The 26,698-nt window shown below is 36.7% G+C and carries 15 protein-coding genes and 1 pseudogene; 8 read left to right on the top strand and 8 right to left on the bottom strand.

Translation table 11 applies throughout. The features are described from left to right. Positions 1-54 precede the first annotated feature (54 nt). Together ydiJ and ppsA are read right to left on the bottom strand one after the other, a co-directional pair. Positions 55-3,090 carry a D-2-hydroxyglutarate dehydrogenase YdiJ gene (ydiJ, locus tag AAEU28_RS10190; protein ID WP_421964015.1) on the bottom strand — a complete coding sequence of 1,012 codons (3,036 nt, stop codon included), beginning with the start codon at positions 3,088-3,090 and terminating at the stop codon, positions 55-57. A 366-nt stretch (positions 3,091-3,456) separates the two neighbouring features. After that, on the bottom strand, positions 3,457-5,835 hold the full coding sequence (gene ppsA, locus AAEU28_RS10185; RefSeq protein ID WP_421964014.1) for a phosphoenolpyruvate synthase: 2,379 nt from the start codon (positions 5,833-5,835) through the stop codon (positions 3,457-3,459). 139 nt (positions 5,836-5,974) lie between these two features. Between ppsA and ppsR the strand changes: the two genes are divergently transcribed. Continuing rightward, positions 5,975-6,784 carry a posphoenolpyruvate synthetase regulatory kinase/phosphorylase PpsR gene (ppsR, locus tag AAEU28_RS10180; protein WP_421964013.1) on the top strand — a complete coding sequence of 270 codons (810 nt, stop codon included), beginning with the start codon at positions 5,975-5,977 and terminating at the stop codon, positions 6,782-6,784. A gap of 103 nt (positions 6,785-6,887) precedes the next feature. On the opposite strand, the gene AAEU28_RS10175 is transcribed toward ppsR, so the two are convergent. Together AAEU28_RS10175 and AAEU28_RS10170 are read right to left on the bottom strand one after the other, a co-directional pair. After that, complete coding sequence (locus AAEU28_RS10175; protein ID WP_421964012.1) at positions 6,888-8,237, bottom strand: class II 3-deoxy-7-phosphoheptulonate synthase; 1,350 nt, start codon at positions 8,235-8,237, stop codon at positions 6,888-6,890. 869 nt (positions 8,238-9,106) lie between these two features. Continuing rightward, positions 9,107-9,247, bottom strand: a pseudogene (locus AAEU28_RS10170) (integrase core domain-containing protein); the annotation flags it as partial. Between the two features lie 1,936 nt (positions 9,248-11,183). On the opposite strand from AAEU28_RS10170, the gene AAEU28_RS10165 reads away from it, so the two are divergent. After that, positions 11,184-12,053, top strand: a complete 870-nt coding sequence (locus AAEU28_RS10165; RefSeq protein ID WP_421964011.1) for a DNA replication terminus site-binding protein — start codon at positions 11,184-11,186, stop codon at positions 12,051-12,053. A 9-nt stretch (positions 12,054-12,062) separates the two neighbouring features. Here the strand turns inward: AAEU28_RS10165 and AAEU28_RS10160 are convergent, their stop codons facing one another. Further along, the gene (locus tag AAEU28_RS10160) at positions 12,063-13,277 is read right to left on the bottom strand and encodes a replication protein A (RefSeq protein WP_421964010.1); all 1,215 of its coding nucleotides are present in this window, start codon (positions 13,275-13,277) and stop codon (positions 12,063-12,065) included. 675 nt (positions 13,278-13,952) lie between these two features. Here AAEU28_RS10160 and AAEU28_RS10155 point away from each other — a divergent pair. The 6 genes from AAEU28_RS10155 (at position 13,953) to rmuC (ending at position 22,079) form a co-directional block, all read left to right on the top strand. After that, on the top strand, positions 13,953-15,191 hold the full coding sequence (locus AAEU28_RS10155) for an AAA family ATPase (protein WP_421964009.1): 1,239 nt from the start codon (positions 13,953-13,955) through the stop codon (positions 15,189-15,191). 10 nt (positions 15,192-15,201) lie between these two features. Further along, on the top strand, positions 15,202-16,164 hold the full coding sequence (locus AAEU28_RS10150; RefSeq protein ID WP_138479350.1) for a transcriptional regulator: 963 nt from the start codon (positions 15,202-15,204) through the stop codon (positions 16,162-16,164). A gap of 155 nt (positions 16,165-16,319) precedes the next feature. After that, positions 16,320-19,424 carry an SNF2-related protein gene (locus AAEU28_RS10145; RefSeq protein WP_421964008.1) on the top strand — a complete coding sequence of 1,035 codons (3,105 nt, stop codon included), beginning with the start codon at positions 16,320-16,322 and terminating at the stop codon, positions 19,422-19,424. Positions 19,425-19,651: 227 nt separating this feature from the next. Then, entirely contained in the window at positions 19,652-19,852 is a 201-nt protein-coding gene (locus AAEU28_RS10140; protein WP_421964007.1) for a hypothetical protein, read from the top strand. 14 nt (positions 19,853-19,866) lie between these two features. Further along, positions 19,867-20,550: a response regulator gene (locus AAEU28_RS10135; protein ID WP_421964006.1), complete on the top strand. Its 684-nt coding sequence runs from the start codon at positions 19,867-19,869 to the stop codon at positions 20,548-20,550. A gap of 65 nt (positions 20,551-20,615) precedes the next feature. Next, positions 20,616-22,079 carry a DNA recombination protein RmuC gene (gene rmuC, locus AAEU28_RS10130; protein WP_421964005.1) on the top strand — a complete coding sequence of 488 codons (1,464 nt, stop codon included), beginning with the start codon at positions 20,616-20,618 and terminating at the stop codon, positions 22,077-22,079. 49 nt (positions 22,080-22,128) lie between these two features. On the opposite strand, the gene AAEU28_RS10125 is transcribed toward rmuC, so the two are convergent. The 3 genes from AAEU28_RS10125 to AAEU28_RS10115 form a co-directional block, all read right to left on the bottom strand. Next, the gene (locus tag AAEU28_RS10125; protein WP_421964004.1) at positions 22,129-22,620 is read right to left on the bottom strand and encodes a hypothetical protein; all 492 of its coding nucleotides are present in this window, start codon (positions 22,618-22,620) and stop codon (positions 22,129-22,131) included. 115 nt (positions 22,621-22,735) lie between these two features. Continuing rightward, positions 22,736-24,769 (bottom strand): ATP-binding protein, encoded by a 2,034-nt coding sequence (locus AAEU28_RS10120; RefSeq protein ID WP_421964003.1) that lies wholly within the window; start codon positions 24,767-24,769, stop codon positions 22,736-22,738. A 159-nt stretch (positions 24,770-24,928) separates the two neighbouring features. Continuing rightward, positions 24,929-26,533, bottom strand: coding sequence for an isocitrate lyase (locus AAEU28_RS10115; protein WP_421964002.1), 1,605 nt, complete (start codon positions 26,531-26,533; stop codon positions 24,929-24,931). Positions 26,534-26,698 lie beyond the last annotated feature (165 nt).

Raw genomic sequence — 26,698 nt, 5'->3', positions numbered from 1 at the left:
TGATTATGTTAAATTGAATGTGGTTGAATTATTTCAACCACATTACTCATATATTTAAAGTTTAGAAGCAATAAGTTCAATTGGATGAAGTGGCTTCTTACCTTCAAATCGTTTAACTTGTGAACGACAAGAAAAACCTGTCGACAAAATATTATCTATTTGTTCACTTTCTATCTTCTTCTTCCAAGAAGATTCATACAACAACTTAGATTTTTCATAATTTTGTTTTTCATGTCCATATGTACCAGCCATACCACAGCAACCAGTTGCAGGAGTATTTAACTCTAAACCTATCTGAGAAAAAATATTTTTCCAAGTTTTTGATGCTGACGGCATAGCTGTTGTTTCAGTACAGTGTGACAATAAGGTAAAGCTATTTTCACTGTTTATTTTTAGCCCGCTAAAATCAAATGATTCAAACAATTCATGTGCAAGTTTAACCTCGAAGCGACCTCTATCTTCAGAGTTTAAAATTGTTTTATATTCGTCTCTATATACCATAACTAAAGACGCATCTAAACCAATCATAGGAATGTTTAATTCTGCGACTTGATTCAAAAACTGACTTGAGTTTTTTGCAGTTGTTTTAAATTGCTTAAGAAAACCTTTTACGTGTTGAGGTTTTCCGTTTGGAACAAATGGCAGAACAAAAGCGTTTTTTCCTAATGCTTCGATAAGTTTAATCGTTGCTGCAACTAGTTCTGCTTCATAGAAACTAGTAAATGGATCTTGCACGATTAAAACTGAATTATTTTTTTCAGATTCAGAAAGTAAATTAATTTTTTCGAAATCAAAATTGTTTTTTGTTTTTATGCGTTCAGATATTGAAGGTACACTCAAGTTTGGTGTATCTACGTAGCCAATTACATTATTTATGAACTGTTTCCCAGGAAAACTATTTACAATAAAATTATTCAACCTAGGGAATCTAGACATAATTGGCGCTGTTGTTTCTACACTTCCTACGAGTAAATCTTTAGCTGGTCTTAAATAAATACTGTGATAGAAATTTAAAAATCGAGCTCTAAATGTAGGAACATCTACTTTGATTGGGCAGGCAGATGAACATGCTTTACAAGCTAAACATTCATCCATTGCTTCTTTGACTTCATGGTTAAAGTCGTAATTATTAGAGCCAGAGTTTCGGTATCTTTCCCACCAGGTAGTATCACTTTCTTTATTAATTAATTGCTTTTCAACTTCTAGAAGATTAACGCCCTCCTCTTCTTGAAGTCTTAACCATTCTCTAAATAATGATGCTCGCCCTTTAGGTGAATGACGTCTATCTTTGGTAACTTTATAAGATGGGCACATTGGTGTGTCATCATCATAATTAAAACAAAGTCCATTACCATTACAATTCATCGCATTTTCAAAACTGTCTTTAACAGTTACATTTATTTTTCGATCAAACCAACTTCTTTTTTGTCCATCAACTGAAACAAGTGAGTCTTTACTTTCTATTGGCGTACAAATTTTTCCAGGGTTTAGTCTATTATTTTTATCGAACACTGCTTTTATTTTTCTAAGTTCGTTAAAAAGTTCTTCACCAAAAAATTCAGGACCATATTCACTGCGATAGCCCTTACCATGCTCACCCCACATCAAACCGTTATATTTAGCTGTAAGTGATACGACTTGATCAGAAATTTTTCTAAGTAACTTTTCTTGCTCAGGATCGCACATATCGAGTGCTGGTCTAACATGTAATACACCTGCATCAACATGACCGAACATACCATAATGTAGATTATGGCTATCAAGCAATGTTCTAAATTCCGAAATAAAGTCTGCTAAATTTTCAGGAGGAACAGCCGTATCTTCCGCGAAAGCGAGAGGTTTTTGTTTTCCTTTTGTATTTCCAAGTAACCCGACTGCCTTTTTACGCATCGCATAAATTTTTAGAATTTCAGATTTATCGTTTGTTAGTTGATAACCGATAACACCCGCTTGTTTATTTTCGATAAGTGCGTCAAGTTTGTCACAAAGATTTTTAATTTTGTCATCCATTTCATTTTCGGTTTCTCCATTGAATTCAACCATGTTTAAACCCAACATTTCTTTGTCAGGGACATCTTGAATAAGATCCGAAACTGAATGCCAGATAATATCTTCTTTTGCTAGATTAAGAACTTTACTATCTACGGTTTCTACGGACGTTGCTTCTGCATCAACTAAAAATGGAGAATTACGAAGTGCAGAATCAAAACTATCATATTTTATATTTATTAAAGTTTTAAATGGTGCAATATGTGTAATATTAAGTTTTGCTTCTGCAACTATCGCTAGTGAGCCCTCACTACCAGTTATAACTCTTGATAAATCGAATGTAGATAGATCTTCATTAAAAACATTTTCTAAATCATAACCAGTTAAAAAACGATTGAGTCTCGGGAATTTCTGTAGAATTAATTCTCTGTTACTTTCACATGAAGTAAGTACTTGCTTATATACAGATGATGTAGTTGTTTGCTGCTCTGCTAATAACTCAGCTTGTTCTTTAGTAATTTTACTTGTATTTAATTCGGTGCCATCAACAAGATATGATTTTAACCCTAAAACATGATCACTGGTTTTTCCATATACTAAAGAACCTTGTCCAGAAGCATCGGTATTTATCATACCGCCAATTGTTGCTCTATTACTAGTTGATAAATCTGGGGCGAAGAAATATCCATAAGGTCTTAAAAAATCATTTAACTGATCTTTAATTACACCCGCTTGAACTTTGACCCATTTTTCTTCTTCATTTATTTCTATAATTTCACGCATATGCCGTGATAGATCTAGAATGATGCCGGGTGTAAGTGATTGCCCATTAGTGCCTGTGCCTCCACCTCTTGGACCAAAAGTTAAAGACAAAAATGGATCTTGGTTGGCTGTTTGAAGCGCAATTTGAATATCTTTATTTGATTTAGGAAAAACGACAGCTTGAGGGACTTCTTGATATATACTGTTATCAGTTGAATTAACAATACGTGTTGCGTAACTGGTATCAAGATCACCAGTAAAGCCTGAACTTTTAAGCTTATCTATATAGCTATTGATTAATTCATTTGCGTTATCTTGTTGAGAAATTTGAGCAATCATGACGGTTTTTACTTATTACTTATGACTCTATTGTATCACGGTAGAATGTTAAGAAAATTGAGTTTTATATTCTTTGTTACAGTTGGAAACAGAAAATTATATTTAACTTGTTATTATTTAATACAGGAGGCTGTTATGAAGAAATCTCTTACTTTGAGTTTAGGTTGTCTATTTGTAATATTAGCAATTATCTTTTTTTTGTGCCAGGCCCTTCAATCATATTTGGTTTGGCTGCACTAATGTGTTTTTCTTTTTATTACCCTAAAGCTAGAGTTTATTTAAAGAAATTACAACGAATATTTAGAGACGTTTGCTATAGGTTAGACAAAGTAAAATGAAAAAAGCCGGCGAATGCCGGCTTTACAATTAGTTAGCTTTAAGTTTATCAGCTAAATACAACCAAGTTTCTAGTACTGTATCAGGATTTAAAGATACAGAATCAATACCTTGTTCAACAAGCCAAGCAGCAAAATCTTCATGATCTGAAGGACCTTGACCACAGATACCTACATACTTTCCTTTCGCTTTAGCCGTTTGAATAGCCATAGATAAAAGCTTCTTAATTGCAGGGTTTCTTTCATCGAATAGGTGTGCGATTAAACCTGAATCACGGTCAAGACCTAATGTTAACTGCGTTAAATCGTTAGAACCAATAGAGAAACCGTCGAAGTATTCTAGGAACTCTTCTGCAAGTAATGCATTTGATGGTAATTCACACATCATGATTACTTTTAAGCCATTTTCGCCACGTTTTAAGCCATGTTCTTCAAGTAATTCAATTACTTGTGCAGCTTCTTCTAAAGTACGTACGAATGGGATCATGATTTCAACATTAGTTAAATCCATGCCATTTCTTACGCGTTTAATTGCTTCACATTCTAGTGCAAAACATTCACGAAAATCTTCAGAAATATAACGAGATGCGCCACGGAAACCAATCATTGGGTTTTCTTCTTCTGGCTCATATTGCTGACCGCCAACTAAGTTTGCATATTCATTCGACTTAAAGTCTGACATACGAACAATGACGCGCTCTGGCGCAAATGCTGAACCTAAAGTAGCAATACCTTCAACTAGTTTCTCGATATAGAATTCAACTGGAGAAGCATAACCTGCAATCATTTCTTTGATTTCAGCTTGTAAATCAGCTGGTTGAGTATCAAAGTTGATTAAAGCTTTAGGGTGAATGCCAATCATTCGGTTGATAATAAACTCTAAACGCGCAAGACCAATACCAGCATGTGGTAATTTAGCAAAGTCGAACGCACGGTCTGGATTACCAACATTCATCATGATTTTCATTGGTAAATCAGGCATAGAGTCAATTTCAGAAGTAATTACTTCATAATCAAGCTTGCCTTCGTAGATATAGCCTGTATCACCTTCAGCACAAGAAACGGTTACTTCTTGGTTATTAGTGATTAAGTCTGTTGCGTTACCACAACCAACTACAGCTGGAATGCCAAGTTCACGAGCAATGATTGCTGCGTGACATGTACGGCCGCCACGGTTTGTAACGATCGCAGCTGCACGTTTCATGATTGGTTCCCAATCTGGATCTGTCATATCAGTAACTAATACATCACCAACTTGTACTTTATCCATTTCGTCGATTGAATTAAGTACTCGTACAACACCAGAACCAATTTTATGACCGATAGCACGACCTTCTGCAATAACATTAGATTGTGCTTTAAGTTGGAAGCGTTCCATCACGTTTGCGTCTTCATTCGAACGCACTGTTTCTGGACGTGCTTGAACGATATAAAGTTTACCGTCATTACCATCTTTAGCCCATTCGATATCCATCGGACGGCCATAATGTTTTTCAATAATTACAGCTTGCTTTGCTAGTTCTTGTACTTCTTCATCTGTGATTGAAAAACGATTTGATAGTTCAGGTTCCATATCTACAATTTCAACTTGTTTACCGTGTGATTCATCACTTGAGTAAACCATTTGAATTGCTTTAGAACCAAGGTTTCTTCTAACTACAGAAGGTTTACCTTTGGCCAAAGTTGGTTTGTGAACATAAAATTCATCTGGATTAACAGCGCCCTGTACAACCATTTCGCCAAGACCATAACTTGACGTGACAAACACAACGTCTTCAAAACCAGATTCAGTATCAATACTGAACATTACACCTGAAGATGCTTTATCTGAACGAACCATGCGCTGTATACCAGCCGAAAGCGCAACGCCGCGGTGGTCATAACCTTGGTGCACACGATAAGAAATTGCACGGTCGTTGAATAACGATGCAAATACGTGTTTGATTGCAACCATTACAGCGTCAATACCACGAACATTTAAGAAAGTTTCTTGCTGACCAGCAAATGATGCGTCAGGCATATCTTCTGCAGTAGCAGATGAACGAACTGCGAAAGAAACGTCTGCAGAAGCATCACCATGGAGCGTGTTGTATGCGTCGCGAATTGCTTTATCTAGTTCTGGTTGGAAAGGTGTATCGATGATCCATTGACGAATGTCAGCACCAACTTTTGCAAGGGTATTAACGTCATCAACGTCTAATGTGTCTAGGATTTTGTGAATTTTTTCGTTTAAGCCTGATTGCTCTAAAAATTCATTGAAGGCTTCGGCGGTTGTAGCGAATCCGCCTGGTACTTGTACACCAGCGTTTGCTAGGTTTGAAATCATTTCCCCAAGTGACGCATTTTTGCCACCCACTCGAGGTACATCTTGCATACCTAACTCTTGATACCAGAGAACGTAGTCTTGCACGGAACTGTCTCCATAAACAAATTGTAATAAATGTGAGAGATTGTTTGACCATTAGTATAGTCGAGTGCATTCTACACTGGCAAAGCTAGTCGCGTAAACCGCGATAAGGAAAATAAACAAATTTCATTAGGCTTATTTTATGAGAACTGCTTTTTATATTTCTGATGGTACAGCTATCACATCTGAAGTTTTTGGTCATGCGACCCTTTCACTTTTTCCAATTGAATTTCAACACAAAACCATTCCTTTCGTTGAAACTGTTGATAGAGCGCATGAAATTAAAGAGCTTATAAACAATACTGTTAGTGCAGATGGAGATAAGCCATTAGTATTTTTCACTTTTGTAAATCCAGAATTGTCCGATATTATTTCTTCGAGTAATGCCGTTTGTTATGATTTTTTAACACTGGCCAGCCATGTTCTTAAAAAAGAACTAAAAACAGAACCTGTCCCTCGTATTCATAGAACGCACTCTATACACGAATCAAGTTATGACTTTAGGATTGATGCTGTTAACTACGCATTAGCAAATGACGATGGCGCAAATATTAAGAACTACGAAGAAGCAGATATCATTTTGGTTGGTGTGAGTCGTAGTGGTAAAACACCGACGAGTCTATATCTTGCACTTCAGTATGGCATTAAAGCTGCCAATTATCCGATGACAGAAGACGATCTTGAAAAAGGTAATTATCCCAAATGCTTATTACCTTATAAAAATAAATTGTTTGGTTTAACAATTGACCCTGAGAGACTTTCTTTAATCAGACAGGAACGTATGGCTAATTCAAAGTATGCGTCAATACGTCAGTGCCGGATTGAAGTGAGAGAAGTTGAAATGTTATTTAAAAAGCATAAAACACCTTACTTAAATTCGACCAAACACTCAGTAGAGGAGATTTCTGCAAAAATTATTTCTGAAGCTGGGTTAGTAAGGCGCAAATACTAGGTCTTATATTTGTACTTAGGAAACTTAAGGACTATTCTAAAAAATAAACCCCACAACTTTATGTGGGGTTTATAAGTTAATTAAGCTTCAATCAATAATTCAACTACTTTCTAGCATCTTTCAATAAATCAGCGACTAAAAAGCCAAGCTCTAATACCTGATCAGCATTAAGTCTTGGGTCACATTGCGTTCTGTATCTTTGCGCTAAATCTTCATCAGATAAACCATAAGCACCACCAGTACATTCTGTAACGTGTTGACCAGTCATCTCTAAATGAACACCGCCTGCATAAGACCCTTCTGATTTATGTACAGCAAAGAATTGACTAATTTCACGTAAGATATTGTTAAAGCTACGTGTTTTATAACCAGTAGTCGCTTTTTCAGTATTACCATGCATTGGATCAGAAGACCATATTACCTTCCGACCTTCCTCTTGTACTTTTCTCACAAGTGCCGGAAGCTTTTCAGGTAGTATATCAGCTCCCATTCTTGTTATAAGTGTTAATCTACCTGGGATATTTTCAGGGTTTAAGGCATCTATTAATTCAATTAGTTCATCAGGCTTCATACCTGGACCAACTTTAACACCGATCGGGTTTTTAATTCCTCTGAAGAACTCAATATGTGCATGGTCTAGTTGTCGAGTACGTTCACCTATCCATACAAAGTGCGATGAACAGTCATACCAATCACCAGTTAGATGATCTCTACGCGTTAGAGCTTCTTCATAACCTAGCAGTAAAGCTTCGTGCGAAGTATAAAGCGAAGTTTCTTTTAAACTAGGAGCGACAGATGAGTCAATTCCACATACTTCCATAAACTGGAGCGCGTCTTGAATTCTGTCGGCTAACTGTTGGAATTTTTCTTTTAGTGGGTTTGCTGCAACGAAACTCATGTTCCAACGGTTCACCTGGTGTAAATCTGCCAAACCACCTTGTGCGAATGCTCTTAATAAATTTAATGTTGCTGCACTGTGATGATAAGCCGTCATCAATCTGTTTGGATCAGGTATACGAGCTGATTCTGTAAATTCAAAGCTGTTTACAATATCGCCACGGTACGATGGTAATGACACACCATCAATGGTTTCATAATCTGAAGATCTAGGTTTGGCATACTGTCCAGCCATTCTTGCAATTTTAACGACAGGGCATTTTCCGCCATAAGTTAGTACTACCGCCATTTGAAGTAAAGTTTTAAACGTATCTCGTATATTTGCAGCACTAAAATCAGAGAATGACTCAGCACAATCACCCCCTTGAAGTAAGAAAGCCTTCCCTTCACAGACGTCAGCCAGGCTTTTGTATAAACTTCTTGTTTCTTCCGCGAATACTAAGGGCGGCGCAGAATTTAGCTGCTTTTCTACTTTCTTTAATTGTGCCTGATCAGGATATTCAGGTTGCTGGACGATTGGAAAATCTCTCCAGCTATTTGGGTTCCAGTTGTTCATTCCTCATTCCTATATTTATTTTGAACACAAACAACTTACAACATTGTTATTATGATCTCAATAGTTACAACACCAATTAAGAACACAACATACAAATCAACAAGCCATACGTAAACTCTGAGTTACAATAAACTTTTATTATAAAAGACCATATAAAGTACACATCATAAGAATATATCTCCACCTAGAACGAACACATCATACAATGTTAAAAAAAGTTAATATGAAGCTAAGTTTATTATTTAAACAGGATAAAAGATTTATTCGCTATGATTCAGACTAAATCAGTGTTTGAAAATGAGTTTTTAGATTTAAAATCTTTATATAAAGCTAATTGAAAGAAACAAGCATATCATTTTGTGATTTATAGTTTTCAGTCATGTGTAAATCTAGCAGAAGACATTCATTTTCTTTTTGTGTTTCTGAATGGTTAATTCGCGAGTTTTACCTTATTTAATAAGTTCTGTTTCTATTTGCTATCTGATTTACTGTTAGTAAATTTAGTCTACTGATGTTTTCTTAGTATTAATTGTTTTTCATAGTATTCATTTTAATTAGTCATAACATTTAAATGATTCACACTTTGAATTTTCTACCAGTTTTTTATGTTAAAAGTATCTTATATTATCAGCCCCCTTTTCTGGCTTACCCTTTCCATAAATTTTCTATAAGATTGGTGTTTCTTAGAATTGCTTTAAAATACAGAAATTTTAGTCTTCACATTTAAAGTACTTTAGTGATCTTCAACTGGAAAAACCGAACGTCAAAAAATATTCAAATACTAAGTCTTTAGGATATCATTAAAGTTAGCTGTAGAAATGTTCCTATTACTTATGTTTTTGTAACTCCAACCAATTTGTGTCATATCACTAAGTGATTTCATGAAGCTGCTCATAATTATAAATGTTTAAATATTCATCTGTGATTTCACGTATTTCTTGCAGTGACTCAAACAAGTATAAATCTAGCACCTCTTCACGGTAACTCCGATTAAACCTTTCTGCAAACCCTTTTGATAAGGGCTATCATGTTTTAGAAACTCCAGCCTGATATTATTTTGTAAAGCCCAAGTTTTATGGCAGTTTAGGTAAAAAAAGACCGTTATCTCTCTGATTTGTTGAGGTTTACCACTCAAAGTGGTTACGTGTTTTAATGTACTAATCACTCTTTCAGCAGTTAAACAGGTATCTACTTTAATCGCAAATGCTTGCCGATTGAAGTCATCAAAGATATTCAATGTTCTAAAACGATGTCCATAGCTTAATGCATCACTTATAAAGTCCATTGAACTAGATTCATTATGTTTCAGTGGTGCACTTAATGTTTCTGGTGTTCTCGTGGTTACACAACGCTTTCCTTTACGTCTCAAATTGAGTTTTAGTATGTTGTTAACTCACTTTACACGCATTTTATTGCTTAAATAGCTTCGGCAGTCCCAATCTTTGATGACGTTCGACTATCACAAAAAGCGCGTCGATAACTTCATCATCGGATGGCCCTTTATGTTTGTAATTAATAACTGAGCGGCTTAGCTCTGCCACTTCACAAGAAAATTCAATGCTGACGTTAAATTAGTTACATCAACCAGAATACCTTTTCCAAATATGCTTATGTTTCGTAAAGAGAATTGAATGTAAAAGGTGATTTTAATCTGCAATAATTTTATTCAAGTTGTGACCTACTTAACTACCAAGAGTTCGATTCGTTAACTAATCTAGTTTATTGCTATGCATTAAAAACGACATCAATAATGACCAGTTGTTCTATTAACTGTTATTGCAAATTTGTGTTTCAAAATAACATCAAGCTATAGTTTTGATAATTTTTACTTAGCTTATCTAAATATCTTTGATGATAGATTCAACTTCTTTGAGCGGATAAGAGGCTCGTTAAATATTAATTAGTGACATTTAATTTAAAAGTTTCATAAATTTTTTTGGAGCTGTACTAATCAGTTTGAAGTGATTTCTGTAAAAATACTTAGAAAGTTACTCTTAAAACATATATATGAACGGATGGTAATTTTGAGTTTAAATCTTCAAGCGAAAGTGGGGGCTTTTCATTTAAGAACTTATATAGGTACTTTGCTTTCAAGGTTTTGCTTTTCATCTATTGTATTGACTTACTCTGATTTCTGAAATAATGAATTACGAGCAGCTTAATTTTCCCCTATTTGAAACAGAGATAACAATTATTTGTAATATTATGCTGCGACTATATTTCACAATCTTATTTAACATAATATAACCATTTGTTCAATAAAGCAAAACAGTATTAGACATTCGTTAGTCTAATGTGATATATAAGGAACACATCATACTTTCTTTTTTTATCTTAAATTTTACTTTAAACTTAAAATCAATCAAGAAGAAAATAGCTCTTATATTTTATAATATACGTGGTATGAATTCTCGATTGCTGTCATATGTTGACTTCTATACTCTAGTACGATTTGAAATAATTTAATTTCAAAAATATGCTATCTTAAAGAGAGCTAACGTTTTACCAGGAGATACTTTCTATCAAATATAGTTCCGTGTTTAAGTTGTATTTTACAAATAGAGTTAGTAAGTCATAAAAACCATTAACTTATCTAACTTTGTATTAAGGTGTTTTCATTTTTTAATATTCAGTTGAACACTAAAACTCCAAAATCTTCATATTTCCATTTAAATTATAGTTTCGTATATCCTAAATTTTTTATGCATTTTTAGGGTGATGTAAATATTTAAATTACTACCCTTTCAATAAACAAAAAATGTTTTTTTATTACTTTTGATATATTGTTGTTGATAAATTTTTTCATCCCGCTTCTTTTGCCTTGAACTATAACGATAAAGCTATCATCCTTCACGAAAACGCAAAACAAGAATAAATTTTATAAAGTGTTATTTTATGTTATAATTAAAGAACACATCATACATAATTTCTAATGTTTTAACTAAGATGAATATCAATTTTCTTATCAAAGCACAATTCGATTTGTTGCAAAATCATTTAGAACTTTTCTCTAAAGAACTTGAATCAGCAAATATTATTTCAGCTAATTATTACTCTCTTCCAGGCTATAATAAAGAGCAAGAACACACAGCTCCTGAAAAAATTGTTGTAAATGAATTAACGGGTGATGAGGCTTTAAAAAAGATTATATTTTCATTCAATGATTTATTTTTAGAATCCGGTAAAAGTGGTAAAGTTTTAACACGGCATCCAGGCATTGTTTTAGTTGAAGACAAATTCAAGCATTTACAAAACAGGATCAATTCAATAAACATTGAAAAGACAAAGTTTAAGGAGTTAATTCTTAGTATCCCTAATAATGATGCGCGTTTTGAAGCCGTTCATTCTGCAGTCCCAAATTTAATTACTTTAGCTGCATATAGAAAAATTCACTGTGAATCAGAATCACCTTTTTCGGTTCGATTTTCTTGGATGAAGAAGCATGCAACGAAAACTTTGACCAAAGATGCAGCTCTTGAAATGCTTGATCGTTCTTCTAAATACTCTAACCCGAGAGCTATAGATCAAGAATCATGGTTAAAGGCTGTAGAAACTGAAAAGCTGCGAGTCCAAAGTTTGCAATCAGACTCAAAACTGAGAATACGCAGACCAACTAGAGTAACACCAGAAGTAAATATTCGCTTTACTGCTACCAATAGATATCATGTAAGTGGTGCTTTGCCATTTATTATGTTAAATCCAAGCAAAAAATTAAAAGTGGGAAGTCTTCCTAATTATGATGCAAGTGTGAATGATCCAAGAAAGCGAGAATATAACTTCTTGGTCGATAGAATATATTTAGAAAAAAAAGAGTAAATGTTAAGTTTACTCTTTAACAATCTCTTCAAGTACATCCTCGTCAATTACTTCAACGGCTTCAACTAGTCGTTTTCCACCTTGAATTTCGATTCTCTTATTTTGTTTATTTAAAGTAAGAATTTCATCACAAAACTCTTCTGAAGGATGCATTTCATATACGTAATCGATGATTTTTCCTGTTTTATCATCTTTTACATTGGTTATATCGTATTCAGAAATAGCACCTTTTTCAATCAAATCCTTCATTGTCGTAGTCATATCTCGACGCAATGCTTTCAGTTTATTCTCTGTTATCTCATCTGTTGAATAAATAGAACCATATTTTTCCATGATCGAAAGCAATCTGAAGTGATAAGTTTTACCTGGTGCAGCATATCGCCATAGATGATATAAACGAAGCATCATCCAACGAGATAAACCCCGCTTTAATTCTTGTGCTCTGTTGAAATAGTAACCTTTATATTCCAGATTATCGATCATGTTATGCACAAATGCGTTCAAACAAGCAACACATTTTACATTGCCACCCTGACCTTTTTTGCCGCTAAAGTGTAATGAAGAAAGGAAATTCATGTTTGATTCGTAGAAAGAATCATCAACATCTGTATTTTTAGTATCAGTTGCTGAATATTTAAACGATAATTTAGAACCTTGAAGTGCTTCTAAAGATTCTTTTATTTGAGGGTAAGGCATAGATTGGCCAACAGCTTTTAATTCCTGCGCCAATTCGTTCATTGAGAAAATCACAGCATATTGAATACCGGACTTAAAATTGATTTTTACAATTTTACCTTTTGACGCTAAACGAATTAATGCTCTCTCGACTTTTTCTTCACGATCAGACGGCCAAACTAAGCATTCAACTTCTTCGCCTTCTAGTTTAGTACTCACAACAGCTGGCGTAATTTTTATTTCACCTTCATAGAGAATACCATCAACTTTTTCAGATATACGTCGCGTTATTATTGTTTTTTTCGGTGCTTCTTCTAGTGGTAACTTTTTATGACCTGAACGAACAAAACGACCCCAAAGATCATAATGGTTGAATGTATTAGAATATGCTCGAAGTTCATGAGCTGCACTGTCAAGTGTAATACGAACATCTTTGTTATCTGTAAATAGTGCTAAATTTTCATTATCGGTTGCACTTTCTACTCCATGAATTTGCCCACGTAATGAATCAGGTAGATTATCTACTGAGATGTTCACCTTTCGGCTCATTGTTTTACTTCCAAATTTAGACGACATGCTATAACAACATATTCCACGGCAAAAGTTAATAATTAAAGTTAGTAAAAAACTGATCTGAAGCTGATTTTTATTAGGATCATCTTTTTACTAACTCATTTTACAAATCAAAATTTTACTAAGTCAAAATCGATTTGTCATATCTTTTAATCGTTTTAAGTTAAACCTTATCGTTATTTACTGTGTATAACCGAGTTCTAAATTAATAGAGATCTGATCTGTACTAAGAATAGATCAGATCTTTATTAACTTCTCACAATCAATACATAAGAGAACCGTGTATAACTATCTGATATATCTTAGTAAAAATCTGATCTTTAAGCTATTTCTGTTTATAGTTTTGTTTATAAACTGTGGGTAAGTAGGTATCTGTTTTTACAGTTAGTAAAATCTAGATCTACAAGTTAATAAAGATCAGATCTTTACTTCGTAAGAAGGTGATCTCAACTTTTAACTATTAACATTAAAAATCAATAAGTTATTTGTTATTTCTACGTCACTAGCCTTTATTACCTTATACTTTAACCATACTTAATCTTCTTATTTATTCTTTATAAGTAGTAAATTTACAAATGTCTTCTTTTTTTGTTGTTTACTATTAAAGTTATGGACATTATAATCTTTAGCACAAGGTTAAGGATATTATGTATGTCAATTAATACTCGCGCACTATCAACTTATAAACTTTTAAAAGCTACAGCCGAAGTTGCTGAGCAATCTTTAGAAGGTAGGATCCAACATTATCGTGCTCATTTAAAAAGCGATGAAAAAGAGCTCCGCACATACACACAAAAAGCTGCAGCTGATTTACTTGGCTGCAATAATAGAACGTTAAAACGTAGACATGACCAAGGTGATTTTGATGAATTAAACATTCAAAAGGGTGCTAATGGTCATTATGCCTACACACTATCTAATATTTTTGCTATGGCTGAAATTATGGGTATTCCTCATGATCAGCGAAAAGAAAATGATAAACTTCAAGTTATAGTCATTAACTCTTTAAAAGGAGGCTGTGGTAAGACAACATCTCTAGTTAACATCGCTGCAGCACTTGCAACAACAAATATCAAACGTTATCGCATTGGTATTATTGATCTCGATCCTCAAGGTTCTTCTTCTAGCTTCTTTCCTTCTCAAGATCCTGAACCGATCACTGTTGGTGATCTCATGCGCGATTGTATTGAATTAGACGAAGGTGAAGTTTGGTCGGACGTCGTTAGTGAAGCTTTTCAATCGACACATATCCCCAATATTCGACTGTTACCATCGGGGATGGATGATTTTTATTTTGAACATGAAACTGCAACTGAATTAAAAGAATCCTCTACTTATGAACAAACACGTCATTATCACAAACTGCTTGAAAAAGTGATAAAGCCCGTAGAAGACCAGTTCGATATTATCCTCATTGATACTGCCCCTTCTTTAAACTTTATGTTTTATAATGCGTTAATGGCTTCTACAGCGATGCTTATACCTGTTCACCCTGAAGCTGTTGACTTCGATGCTAATAATAAATATTTAAAGCGTTTAGGTGAGATTTACCATACTGTTGCAGCTTTAGGTCATGAGGGTTGGGATTTCATGCAGTTTCTTGTTACTAATTATGTTAAAGGTAACCACTCACAACGAGACATTGTAAAAGATGTCCGTAGTGCTTTTGGTCGTCAGGTTATGAGTTATCCAATCAACCATAGTTCTGCCATAACTGCGAGTTCCTCTTCTTTCAATACGATCTTTGATCAAAAAACATCTGATAGCCTTGCCAGTCGAGAGTCTTTGATCAAATCCCAAGAAAATATCAAAGATGTTGTGGATGAACTTGAAATGCTGATCCGTTCAAACTGGGTTTCGACTCAATCGTCTCTAGAACAACAAGGTTAATAGGTTTTACATGGCTAAAAAACGTAAAAATGACACTCGATTAGACCCTTTTGCTTCGCCTGTAAGTACCAGTAGTTTAGATGAGTTATTAGAACAAGCTTCAGTCGGTGAAGTATTAACTATGCCTGCACCGAGTGATCCAAATAGAATGATCACTTTAACGTGCCAGGTGATCAAACATAGCGATATTGAATCTCAAACGAGAGTATTCGGCCAAAATCGCCGTGAACAAAGTTTGCTTTCACAAAAATCAGTTGCTGACATTCTCCCTGCAATCAAAAATGACCAACGTAATCTACACCCTGCATTGTGCTGGTCAAAAGGCGATGTTCAATGGGTTTTATCAGGCTCTAGACGCCGTAAGGCCTGTTTACTTGCTGATGCTGATTATGTCGTATTATCTTCCCCTGATTTTACTGATGAAGATGCAAAACTGTTAGCTGTTTCTTCTGATCAATATATTGCGCCTAGTCTGTGGGAGCTAGGACAAGCTTATGCAGATACTAAGCAAGAACTGATTGCTCAAGGTAAGAAAGGCTCTTACAGAGAGATTGCGGAGCTTGAAGGCGTATCTCACACAGCAATCGCTGACTCTTTAAAAGCTTTTGAACAAATCCCTTTAAAAGTTTTGCAACATTACCCAACGCCAAATCACTTAGGTCGTGAGGCTGCAAAGAAATTAATTGATGCAATTAAAAAAGATCAAGATATGTTTTTCTTATTGTTAGAAGATTTACGAAATCAATCTTTTATGTCTGAAGAAATGAGTGATGAGAAGCGTGCTATCAAAATTACTCAGTTCCTGATTAACTTTGAGCAGCCTGTCCGCCGAAACGAGTCTCTGTTTAGCAACGAATTTATCGATTTGCAAAGAAGTAACAAAAGCGGCGATATAACAATTAAAATTAATAATCAGGTTATTACTGACAAACGTTTAGAGCAATTACAAAAGCTGCTCGCTACTTACAATTGATAAAGGGCTTCGGCCCTTTTTTATGCCTACGTTTCATTGTTAAATTTATGTCTTGTCTTACCAGTTAAGTTTTTTGCTATATCAAGTTTATTAGGTTTATTCGTTGGTCATATTTCCATATACTGGGCGGATGATTTGATTTTTACGCGAATTAAATGTCAACGCAGTTATCTAAAGAACAATTATTTGCTCTTTTTGAGGAAATAAAACAAGAGCAAGCGACTCAATTTCCCCTTTCTGAGCGCTTTTTAAAGCAGTACTTCAATAGTGGTCTCTTGTCCAAAGCAAAAGAGTACCTTCATAACTCCCAAATTAGTTTTTTAGAGCATAGCGAAGACTTTTCAACCATCGATAGTCAAGTTATTGGCAATTTTGGCAATACCTTCTCTCAACATATCAAAATTACTAAAGTAAATAATAACCCGAGTGTAGATGCGCAATGTACCTGCTCCAATAATGCTAAATGTCGACACATTGCTGCTGTTCTCCTGAAGCTAAAAGTTGAGCATTCTGGTGGCTTTGGTGAAGCATTTCTAGTGAATGACTGGTTTAATGAATTAGCAAGTTTGCAGCATGGCGAATCTATTGAGACTGATAATGTTTTGTTGTTTACGCTCGAACCAATCGGTCAGGAACTATTACTTTACCCCAAAATGTCGCCCTATCGTCCTGATGGTCAATATCCATTAGGTCGTCTATTGACTGAGCCCCAGTTAAATAGTCCCGTAGCCCCTCCAGGCGTGCTTGAGTCTGACTTTAGACTATTTAGTTGGGTTCGCTCGCAAAACTCACCAGGGCATTATGAGCTTTCAGGTAAGTGGGGCTTCGAAGCAGTTAATCAGCTTTTGCAAACAAAGCGACTTTTCTTACAAAATAATAGAACATCTTTAAAACTCGGCCATCAGGCCAACCTTGCTCTGAACTGGCTGCAAAAAAATGATAAGTCACAATTAGTTGCCGCGATTGAGGGGATTGAAAATTGGCACCTAATTAAAACGGATCCACCGCTCTATTTGGATGCTGATACCCATACCATTGGCCGTATCAACAGTGCGCTGAGTGCCCAAGAGCTAGCACATATAAACACCATGCCAGCAGTACCGAATGATCAATTGATGCAAGTGGTGAAGCGATTCCAAGAGGTATTTGCTGATAACATCGTCAGCATGCCAAATGGTGCGAAAACGGAGCTAGAGTCATCAGGTGTCCCTTTAAAGCTTAAATTAGTTGCCTCAGGCGCATATTTTGGCTTTAAGCTGATCTCATCGTTAAAGACAGATGCAAAAAATACAGAAGTCAGCAAAACTTTAAAGCGCTCTGAACAATATTTACTGGGTCTAGGCTTACGTTTTGAAGATGACCTTTTTGTTTTGCCTCAGCAAGATGGCGCATATATCCATTGGTTTAACCATGAAATAAGAGGCCACTTGCAAAGTAAAGGTTGGCTGGTAGATGAGATCACGGAATCGAGTTCAGTTATATCAACTAAAGTGTCTTTATTGTTGAAAAGAGACAAGCACCATCATATAACAGGTAAAGTATTACTCGATTCTAACCCTGTCTTACTTGACTGGGATAAACACGCTGAGCTCGAAGTAAATACACTTGCTAATCACTTTTATTATGTGGATATTGCCAAACAAACTTATGCGCTTGAAAGACGCGCTTTTGATAAGTTGATGTCTTTGAAAGCGCGGTTTAGTTATTACGCATCGAGTGCGCAATTTAAATTCCCTTTGTCTGTGATAAAGCAACTGTTTGCTATCGATGAACTTAACATTGAATGTAAAGATAAGAAGCTGCTCGATTATTTAAGTGAGCTTAATAGCCCTGATCAAGTTCAATTGAAACCAAGTAATCATAACAGTGATTTATTTACATTAAGAGATTATCAAGAGCTGGGTGTAAATTGGTTAAAGTTCCTACATCGCCATCAGCTTGGGGGGATCCTTGCTGATGACATGGGATTAGGCAAAACACTACAAGTTATCGCTTACTTTATTAATCAGCATAATACCTTAGTGACTAAACCGAGCTTAATTGTGTGTCCAACGAGTTTGGTGGGAAATTGGCAAAATGAGTTTGCGCGTTTTGCGCCTAATTTACAGCTGACGACGGTCCATGGCAGTCAACGTGACAAGGTCTTAAATCACCTTCATGGTGCAAGATTTATCTTAACCACTTATCCATTATTGAAACGCGATCTTGAGTATTATAAAGGGCTTGACTTTGATTCGATTGTACTAGATGAAGCCCAGTACATTAAAAATGAAGCGGCGCAAGTCTCTAAGTGTGTTAAACAATTGTCTGCACAGTTTAAGCTTTGCCTCAGTGGCACGCCGGTTGAGAATAATTTGCTTGAGCTTAAATCATTGCTCGATTTCGTTATGCCCGAAATATTAGGCACCAAGCAGCAATTTAAAGGTTATTTCCAGCAACCGATAGAAAAAGAGCAAGACCAAAGCCGTGTCTCGGAGCTTAAAGACCTTATTTCGCCGTTTATATTGCGTCGTACTAAGCAACAAGTAGCGACCGAGCTACCGAGTAAAACTGAATTAGTGAAAGAGTTACAGTTTGCGCCAATACAAGCTCAGTTATATTCGAACATACAAAAACAACTAGAAAATAAACTCTTAGAACTCTTTAAAGAGCAAGGTGTTGAGCGAAGTAAATTGGCATTTTTAGATGCCCTTTTGAAGCTTAGACAAATTTGTTGTCACCCTAAATTGGTAGATAGTGAAACTTCTGAAGTAGGAGCTAAATTGTCTTGGCTGGGTGAACACCTGCCTGAAATGCTTGCGCAGGGTCGTAAAGTGATTATTTTCAGCCAGTTCACCTCTGTACTTGATTTGATAGCAGCGCATTGCAATGAACTGAATATCACATTCAGTATGCTTACGGGCCAAACACGTCACAGAGACAAGGTGATCTCGACGTTTACAGAAGGTGAGAGCAACGTGTTTTTGATTAGTTTAAAAGCGGGTGGAACCGGACTGAATCTGACACAAGCTGACACCGTGATCCATTTTGATCCCTGGTGGAATCCGGCGGTAGAAAATCAAGCGACTGATAGAGCATATCGAATAGGACAAGATAAGCCTGTTTTTGTCTATAAGTTAATTATGGCTGACTCAATAGAGCAAAAAGTGTTTACTATGCAGCAGCAAAAGCAGGCTCTGGTCGATGCGTTATTTAATGACAAGCATATGAGTTTCAATAGTTTTAATGAGGAGCAAATGCTTGCATTATTGCAAGGCTAAAAAAGTTAAAATTATTTTGAACTAACTCGATTAAGGGCAGTCTATAAGTACAGTGATGCAGAATTACTGTTTTATTTCCCCCTTAACTTACTTGTTTTTAATGGCCAACTTAATAGTTGGCCATTTTTTTTAATGTTTTTCATCATTCCACATTTGATCCACATTGTGTTGCTTTAATTACCCTATCGCTTACTAAGTTACATTTTTTAGACGGTTTGGAGTCGATTATGCTTTGCCCTCAACAATCTGAATTAAGTTTTATTGAACCACTTTCACCTTGTGATCAGGATTTACTTTCAGAAGTTGCCAGTAGTGAAGATCTTTCAAGCATTTTAACTATGCTTTTATTTGATGAAACTTTATCGTATGAGCTAAAGCAAAGTGTTAAAGCTCAGCTTAAACAACTAAAATGTCTAAAGACTCAGTAATAAAATAAGAAACCATGCCACATATTCTAATTGTTGAAGATGAATATGACATTGCCGAACAGGTGATGTTATTTTTTAAAGCAGCTCAATTTGAAGTCACCCATATTGCCGATGGTGCAGAGGTTGTCGATTGGGTTGCTCAACATAAACCTGATGCCATTTTAATGGACATTATGATCCCCAACCAAGATGGGGTTGAATGCATGAAGCAGATCAGACAATTTTCAATGGTGCCTATTCTGATGATGACGGCAAAAGTCGCTGAAGCTGACAGGTTAAGAGGCCTTGAATTTGGTGCTGATGATTATGTCTGTAAGCCGTTTAGTGCTGCTGAACTTGTGATGCGAGTTAGGGCTATTCTTCGTCGTTGTGCTCCTTTAGAGGCTAAAGAAGAAAAAATACTGGTGGATGAAGAGCAACTATTGATAAAGCTTAAAGGCCAAGCTTTATCGTTAACTAAAGTTGAGTTTGATATATTTGCACTGCTTTATAAAGCGCCAAGTCGTGTTTTCTCTCGTCAACAAATTCTAGACTTTATCCAACCCGATAATTTTGATATTTCAGATCGTGTTATCGACAGCCACATCAAAAATATTCGTAAGAAGATTAAGCAAATAGGTGTATCTTCTAAGCTGGTAGGCTCTGTATATGGGGCTGGGTATCGTTTTGATGAACAGCAAATAGACACGGCAGTTTAACCCATTAGTGAACCCTTGCCTTGACTAAGGTATTATCAGCCTAATAATAATATTAAGAGGTTGATATGATTGATTCATTTATCTCGCAATTAACTTGGGTGCATGGCTTAGTTGGCATCCTAGGCGTTGCTGCTCCTTTGCCCTTTTTCTGGCAACGCCTTGTAAAAAAACAATCTTTAATTCATCAACTTGAATTGCAACTTGAGCAATATATTGCTCAACAAGCACAATTGCAGCAGGCTCACAAAGCTGAGCAGCAAATAGTGCAACAGCTACAAAATGATAAGTTGCAGCTACATGGTCAAGTTCAACAAACTCAAGCGCGCTTAAGTGAGAAACAACTTCAGGCACAGCAATTTCATAAGCTTTGGCAACAGGGGGAACAAAACCTACAAACCCTACAGCAAGAGAAAAGTCTCATTTCGGTTGAGTTAGCTGAATTAAAGGCGTCATCAGAGCAAAAACAAGCGGCATTAGAAGCACAACTAAATCATTTAGAGCAAACAAAGACTCAACTGAAACAAGAGTTTGAAAACTTAGCTAATCAAATCTTCGAAGAAAAGTCGCAGCGTTTTGGGCAGCAAAGCCAAGAACGAATTGGTCAATTGCTGCAACCAGTTCAAGGTGAATTAAAAGGCTTTCGTGACAAAATGGAAGCCATTCATAGTGAAGAACTCAAACAACGTGCAGCATTAAAAACTGAACTGTTACACCTGCAAGCAAATAATAAATCAATCACTGAGCAAGCTGATAAATTAACGACAGCACTGCAAGGACAAAAGAAAACCCAAGGTAATTGGGGAGAGCTTATGCTTGAAAATGTTTTAGACAGTGCGGGTTTAAGAGCGGGTGATGATTACAAAAGAGAAGCGTCTTTTGCCACTGAAGTTGGCAAGTTTAGACCGGATGTATTGGTCTACCTTCCCCAACAAAGGCATTTAATCATCGATGCTAAAACATCATTAAATGCATACACTCGTTATGTGAATGCGGAGTGTGACGCCGAAGCGCAAACCGCCTTAGCTCAGCACTATCAGGCTGTGGCAGATCGTATTAAGGAATTGGGCGATAAACGGTATGAAAAGCTACCCGGGATCAACTCACCCGAAGTGGTGATCATGTTTATTCCTATAGAATCAGCATTTGTTGCGGCAGTTAAACATAATCCAGCCATTTATCAACATGCGTTAGAGCATAATGTTTTAGTGGCGACACCCACGACTCTTTTAACCAGCCTTAATATCGTCAAACAGCTTTGGGGTTTTGAAGAGCAATCAAAGCATAGTCGTGAACTTGCTTTACGTGCTGAGCGTTTTTATAACAAGCTCAATGGTTTTCTCAATAGTATGGAAGGTGTGGGTACTCAATTGGATAAAGCCAAAGAGAGTTATGAGAAAGCCTTTTCTCAGCTTTATGCCGGCAAAGGTAATTTAATCAAACAAGCTTCAGAGTTTAAAGAGCTCGGCGTATCAGTCACTAAAGAGCTTCCAGAGTCTTTGCAAGAAAAAGCCCGATTAGAGCTAGAATAGTAATAAAAAAGGAGCCTTTTGGCTCCTTTGTTCTCTCAGTTTTGTTGGGTTAACTGTTTTGTCTTGAATTAGGGTTGTTACATTTGGCCTTTTGCCCTTTTCGTTGCAATGACACAAATAAATTTAGAGTCAGAGGATGTGTTTTAACATCTTGCCAGATCACACTGCTTGTTGGCGGACAAAGAGAGTGTTGTATGTAATTTCTTAGTACGTCACCGTCCATGTTTAGCTTTTCAGGTACTCGAACATGTGTGATAACACCGTATTCACTGAACTTTACTTCATCTAGTTGCCAAGTGCCCATCATAAACTGTTTTGAGAAATAGCGTGCAATGCGAGTTTGCGAGTCATCTGACAGTGGTGTTTGTGCTTGAGTTGCAGGTAAACTAGTCCAATAAAAAACCGCAAAAATAGTCAGGAAGACAAGCCCTATAGAGACAAATTTGAACGATGAATTGCGTGATTTTTGGGTACTATTTTGCTTTTGGCGCGTTTCAATGATTTTCGCCCAATCGCCATGTTTTAAAGTTGGTTGAGACATATTCTTTCTCCCGTGTTAATGGCGTTATTAAAACAAACCAATGTGGAAGAAAAATGGAGTGAATGTGGAGTAAATTTGTAGGCTTAGAAGAGCCTACAAATTGAGTTGTTAAGCTTTAGGTATTGCGTTTAATTGGCAAAGTGATCTGAACACACAATCCACCTGACTTTCCATGTTTGAGTACGATTTTTCCTGCTAAAGCCTGAACTAAGCTTTGGCAAATTGACAGCCCTAATCCTGAACCGCCTAAGGCTCGAGAGCGAGACTTATCAACCCTGTAAAGTCGATCAAAAAGTTTTGGTAAGTCTTCATCATTCACACCAGGGCTAGAATCATCGAGTTGAATAAACACCTGGGTATGATTTGCTCTTACCTTCAGTCTGACATGTCCCGGCACATCCGTGTAGAGACAAGCATTTTTCGCAAGGTTGAGTATCACTTGCTCTAGCTTTGATTGATCCGTTTTCAATACCGTATTTGCAGTAAAGTCGATGTCACTTATAAATCTAAGCTGGTTTTGCTCTGTCAGTACTTTAATATCGGACATAAACTTTTGCGTAAGTTGTTGTAAATTGACTTCTTGCAAATCGATATAGAGTGCTTTGTTTTGCAATTGAGATAATTGGTATACATCAGAAATAAGATTATTAAGCTGTGCAATTTTGTCATTGATCTTACCGTAGGCTAAAAATTTATCGTCAATTAGATTATGTTCTAGGGCTTCAATATGCAGTTTGAGTACGCTCAGGGGAGTGCGAAGTTCATGAGAAATATCAGCAAGCATTTGTTCCTTTTGCTCAAGGTTATGTTGATACATTTGAGCCTTATAGTGAGTATTTTTTTGCTTTATATAGTAAGCATAAATAATAAAACCACTCACAGCAGAGATGAGTAAACTGGCTAATAACCAAATGCGTTTTTGTAAGGTTTCATTTTCTAGCTCGATAGTCGTTAACGCATGTTTCTTTTCTTCTTGCGCAAGTTTTAAAGATTTAAGTAGATTATCTAAGCGCTTCTTAATGGTGACGGCATCACGATCTTCCATATTTTTAGCATAGGTTTTCAAGTTGGCAGTTGCATCAAGTAAGTATGAATAGGCTTTTTCATAGTTTCCTTGTTGCGAATAGGCTTTACTTGAGTACAAGTTGTATTGGTGAGCAAAAAAAGCTGACTTAAATTGCGCTGCAAGTGGTTTTGATAGCGCAAGATACTCTAGGGCGATTTCAGGCTGCTGATGCTGAATATAGGCTTGGGCTAAATGAATATAAGACCAAAACTTGCGAACAGTTGATTCCGTCTTTTCTGCATAAGCATGTTCTTTTTTCGCATGCCAGAGACTTTTTGCAGGCTTATTTTGCTTGAAGTAAATATTAAATAAGGTACCGTGAGCGCTTGATAGCCCTTCATTTGCATCTAATTGGGTTAATAATGAAATGGCTTCATTTAATTGAGGAATGGCATTTTGATAGTCGTCACCTTTAGCTGAAAGCTGTGCAAGTGTTAATGCCGTCGATGCTATATTACGTTTGTGACCGGTTTTCTTGTCGTAAACTAGAGCCTGCTCAAGGAAAAAGCGTGCCTTTTTACTATTACGCAATACATTTGATAAACCATACAGATTGTAGTAATTAGCGGCTTTAAGCCCATAATTATCTGAGCTTTCTAACATTTTTTGTGCGTTAATCTGTAGCTCCATCGCCTTGTCAAATGCACTTTGTGCCTCATATAAAACGCCAAGGTTTATCATTGATTGCGCTATAAGGTCGTCATCATCTAATGAAAACGCGATTTGCTTTGCCGCTAAGTAATAATATTCCGCTTTATCCGTGTGCATGTTTCTACGGAAATTGACCCCTAACTCTTTGTTCACGTCATATCTAAATTCAAGAGTTTGTTCTGGTAGGGTAAGTAGCGGCAACAGTAGTTCTATGGCCTGGTTATATTGCGCTTGCTCACGAGCTATTTTTGCTCTTTGTAAATTAACCTGAGGTTGAAAAATTAACTGTTTTTCTCGTTCGAGCGTTTTCAGTGCGACATCTAGTTTACCTTCCTTGGTGAGCTTTTTGGCTTCAGAAATAACTTCTGATGTTAACGGTGCGGCGCTTAAACTAAAGGCCAAAGCCGCTAACAACAAGGTAAAACGTTTCATGTGGCTTTGTTGAAGGGAATTATTTATTGAATCTTAAGCGCAAATTGTGATTGAAATGTGGAGTGTAAAGGCCCTTTACATATTTTTAGTGAGGTTACTCTAAATGATAAAAGGGCCCGATTGGGCCCTTTGCTGATAAGGAACTATATGACTCAAAAATTAGAACTGGTTCATGGTGTTGGCTTCACCACCTGCTTTAAGCGCATTTTCACCAGAGAAATACTCTTTGTGCGTATCACCGATGTTTGAACCTGCTAGGTCTTGGTGCTTCACTGACGCTTGTTCACGGCGGATTTCTTGACGTTGAACATCACGTACGTAAGCCAGCATGCCTAGGTCACCAAAGTAGCCTTCAGCAAGAATATCTGTGCTTAGTGCAGCCGTGTGATAAGTTGGTAGCGTGATTAAGTGGTGGAAAATACCTGCTTCACGTGCGCCATCTTTTTGGAAGTTTTGTACTAACACGTCTGCCGCAGCTGCAAGCTCTGAGCTATCAAGTTCAGGTGCCATCAATGCTTTGATATCTTGAGACGGATCTGGGTAAGCAGATAGGTCTTTACCTTGTGCTTGCCATTCTGCGTATACTTGCTCGCGGAACTTAAGTGTCCAGTTGAATGACGGTGAGTTGTTGTATACTAACTTCGCGTTTGGTACTTGCTCACGAACACGATTAACAAGCTCAGCGATTTGTTTAACGTTAGGTTTTTCAGTTTCAATCCACAATAGGTCAGCGCCCGATTGTAAACTAGTCACACAATCAAGTACTACGCGGTCTTTTTCTGTGCCTTCTTTGAATTGGTATAAACCATTGTCTAGGCGTACTGGCTTGCACAGCTCACCGTTAAGTTTAATTGCCATCTCGCCTTCTTCTAGATCCGCACCGCCAGAGATTGGCGTTGTGTCTAAGAATGCAGTGTACTGGCTAGCTAAATCACCTGGTGTTTTAGATACAGGCACTTTTTGTGTCAGACTTGCACCGAGTGAGTCAGTACGCGCTACGATCACACCATCTTCAACACCTAGCTCAAGGAATGCATAACGAACAGCGTTGATTTTTGCTAAGAAGTCTTCGTGTGGCACAGTCACTTTACCTGCTTGGTGACCACATTGTTTTGCATCAGAAACCTGGTTTTCAATTTGAATAGCACATGCGCCCGCTTCAATCATTTTCTTAGCAAGTAGGTATGTTGCTTCTTCGTTACCAAAACCCGCGTCGATATCTGCAATAATTGGTACAACATGTGTTTCGAAGTTGTCGATTTTGCTTAGTACCGCTTCAACGTCGCCACCATTTTCTTTTGCTTCATCTAGCTCTTTGTATAGGTGATCGAGTTCACGCGCATCTGCTTGCTTCAAGAAAGTATAGATTTCTTCGATAAGCGCAGGTACTGAGGTTTTCTCGTGCATACTTTGATCAGGTAGTGGACCAAATTCAGAGCGAAGTGCCGCAACCATCCAGCCACTTAGGTAAACGTAAGAGCGCTTAGTGGTTTTTTGATGGCGCTTAACAGCCATCATCATTTGCTGTGCCGTGAAGCCGTGCCAACACCCTAGAGACTGAGTGTATTGACTGCTATCTGCGTCATAAGCCGCCATGTCTTCACGCATCACCTTTGCAGTGTACTTTGCGATGTCTAAGCCTGTTTTAAAGCGGTTTTGCAAATTCATACGGCTTGCAAACTCTGGGCTGATTGATTGCCACGTGTTGCCCTGTGTTTGGCAAAGTGTGCTGAAGTGGTCAAGTTTTGATTGATAGCTAGTCATAATAAAAATCCTTCGAACGGGTTGCTGTATAACTTTTTATTCATGTTTATGAGAGTGACACCATAAAGCTGTTGGTTATTTGCTCTGTTTGGCGCTTAATTCAACACTAGGCCGATTTTTATGATTTTTTAAATTTATAGTTGTTATCTTGGGTATTCTTTTTGT

The organism is Pseudoalteromonas sp. SS15, assembly GCF_049257195.1.
In the GTDB taxonomy this organism is placed as follows: Bacteria; Pseudomonadota; Gammaproteobacteria; order Enterobacterales; family Alteromonadaceae; genus Pseudoalteromonas.
The sequence above is the reverse complement of the archived record's forward strand: the minus strand, read 5'-3'. Positions and strand labels throughout refer to the sequence as shown.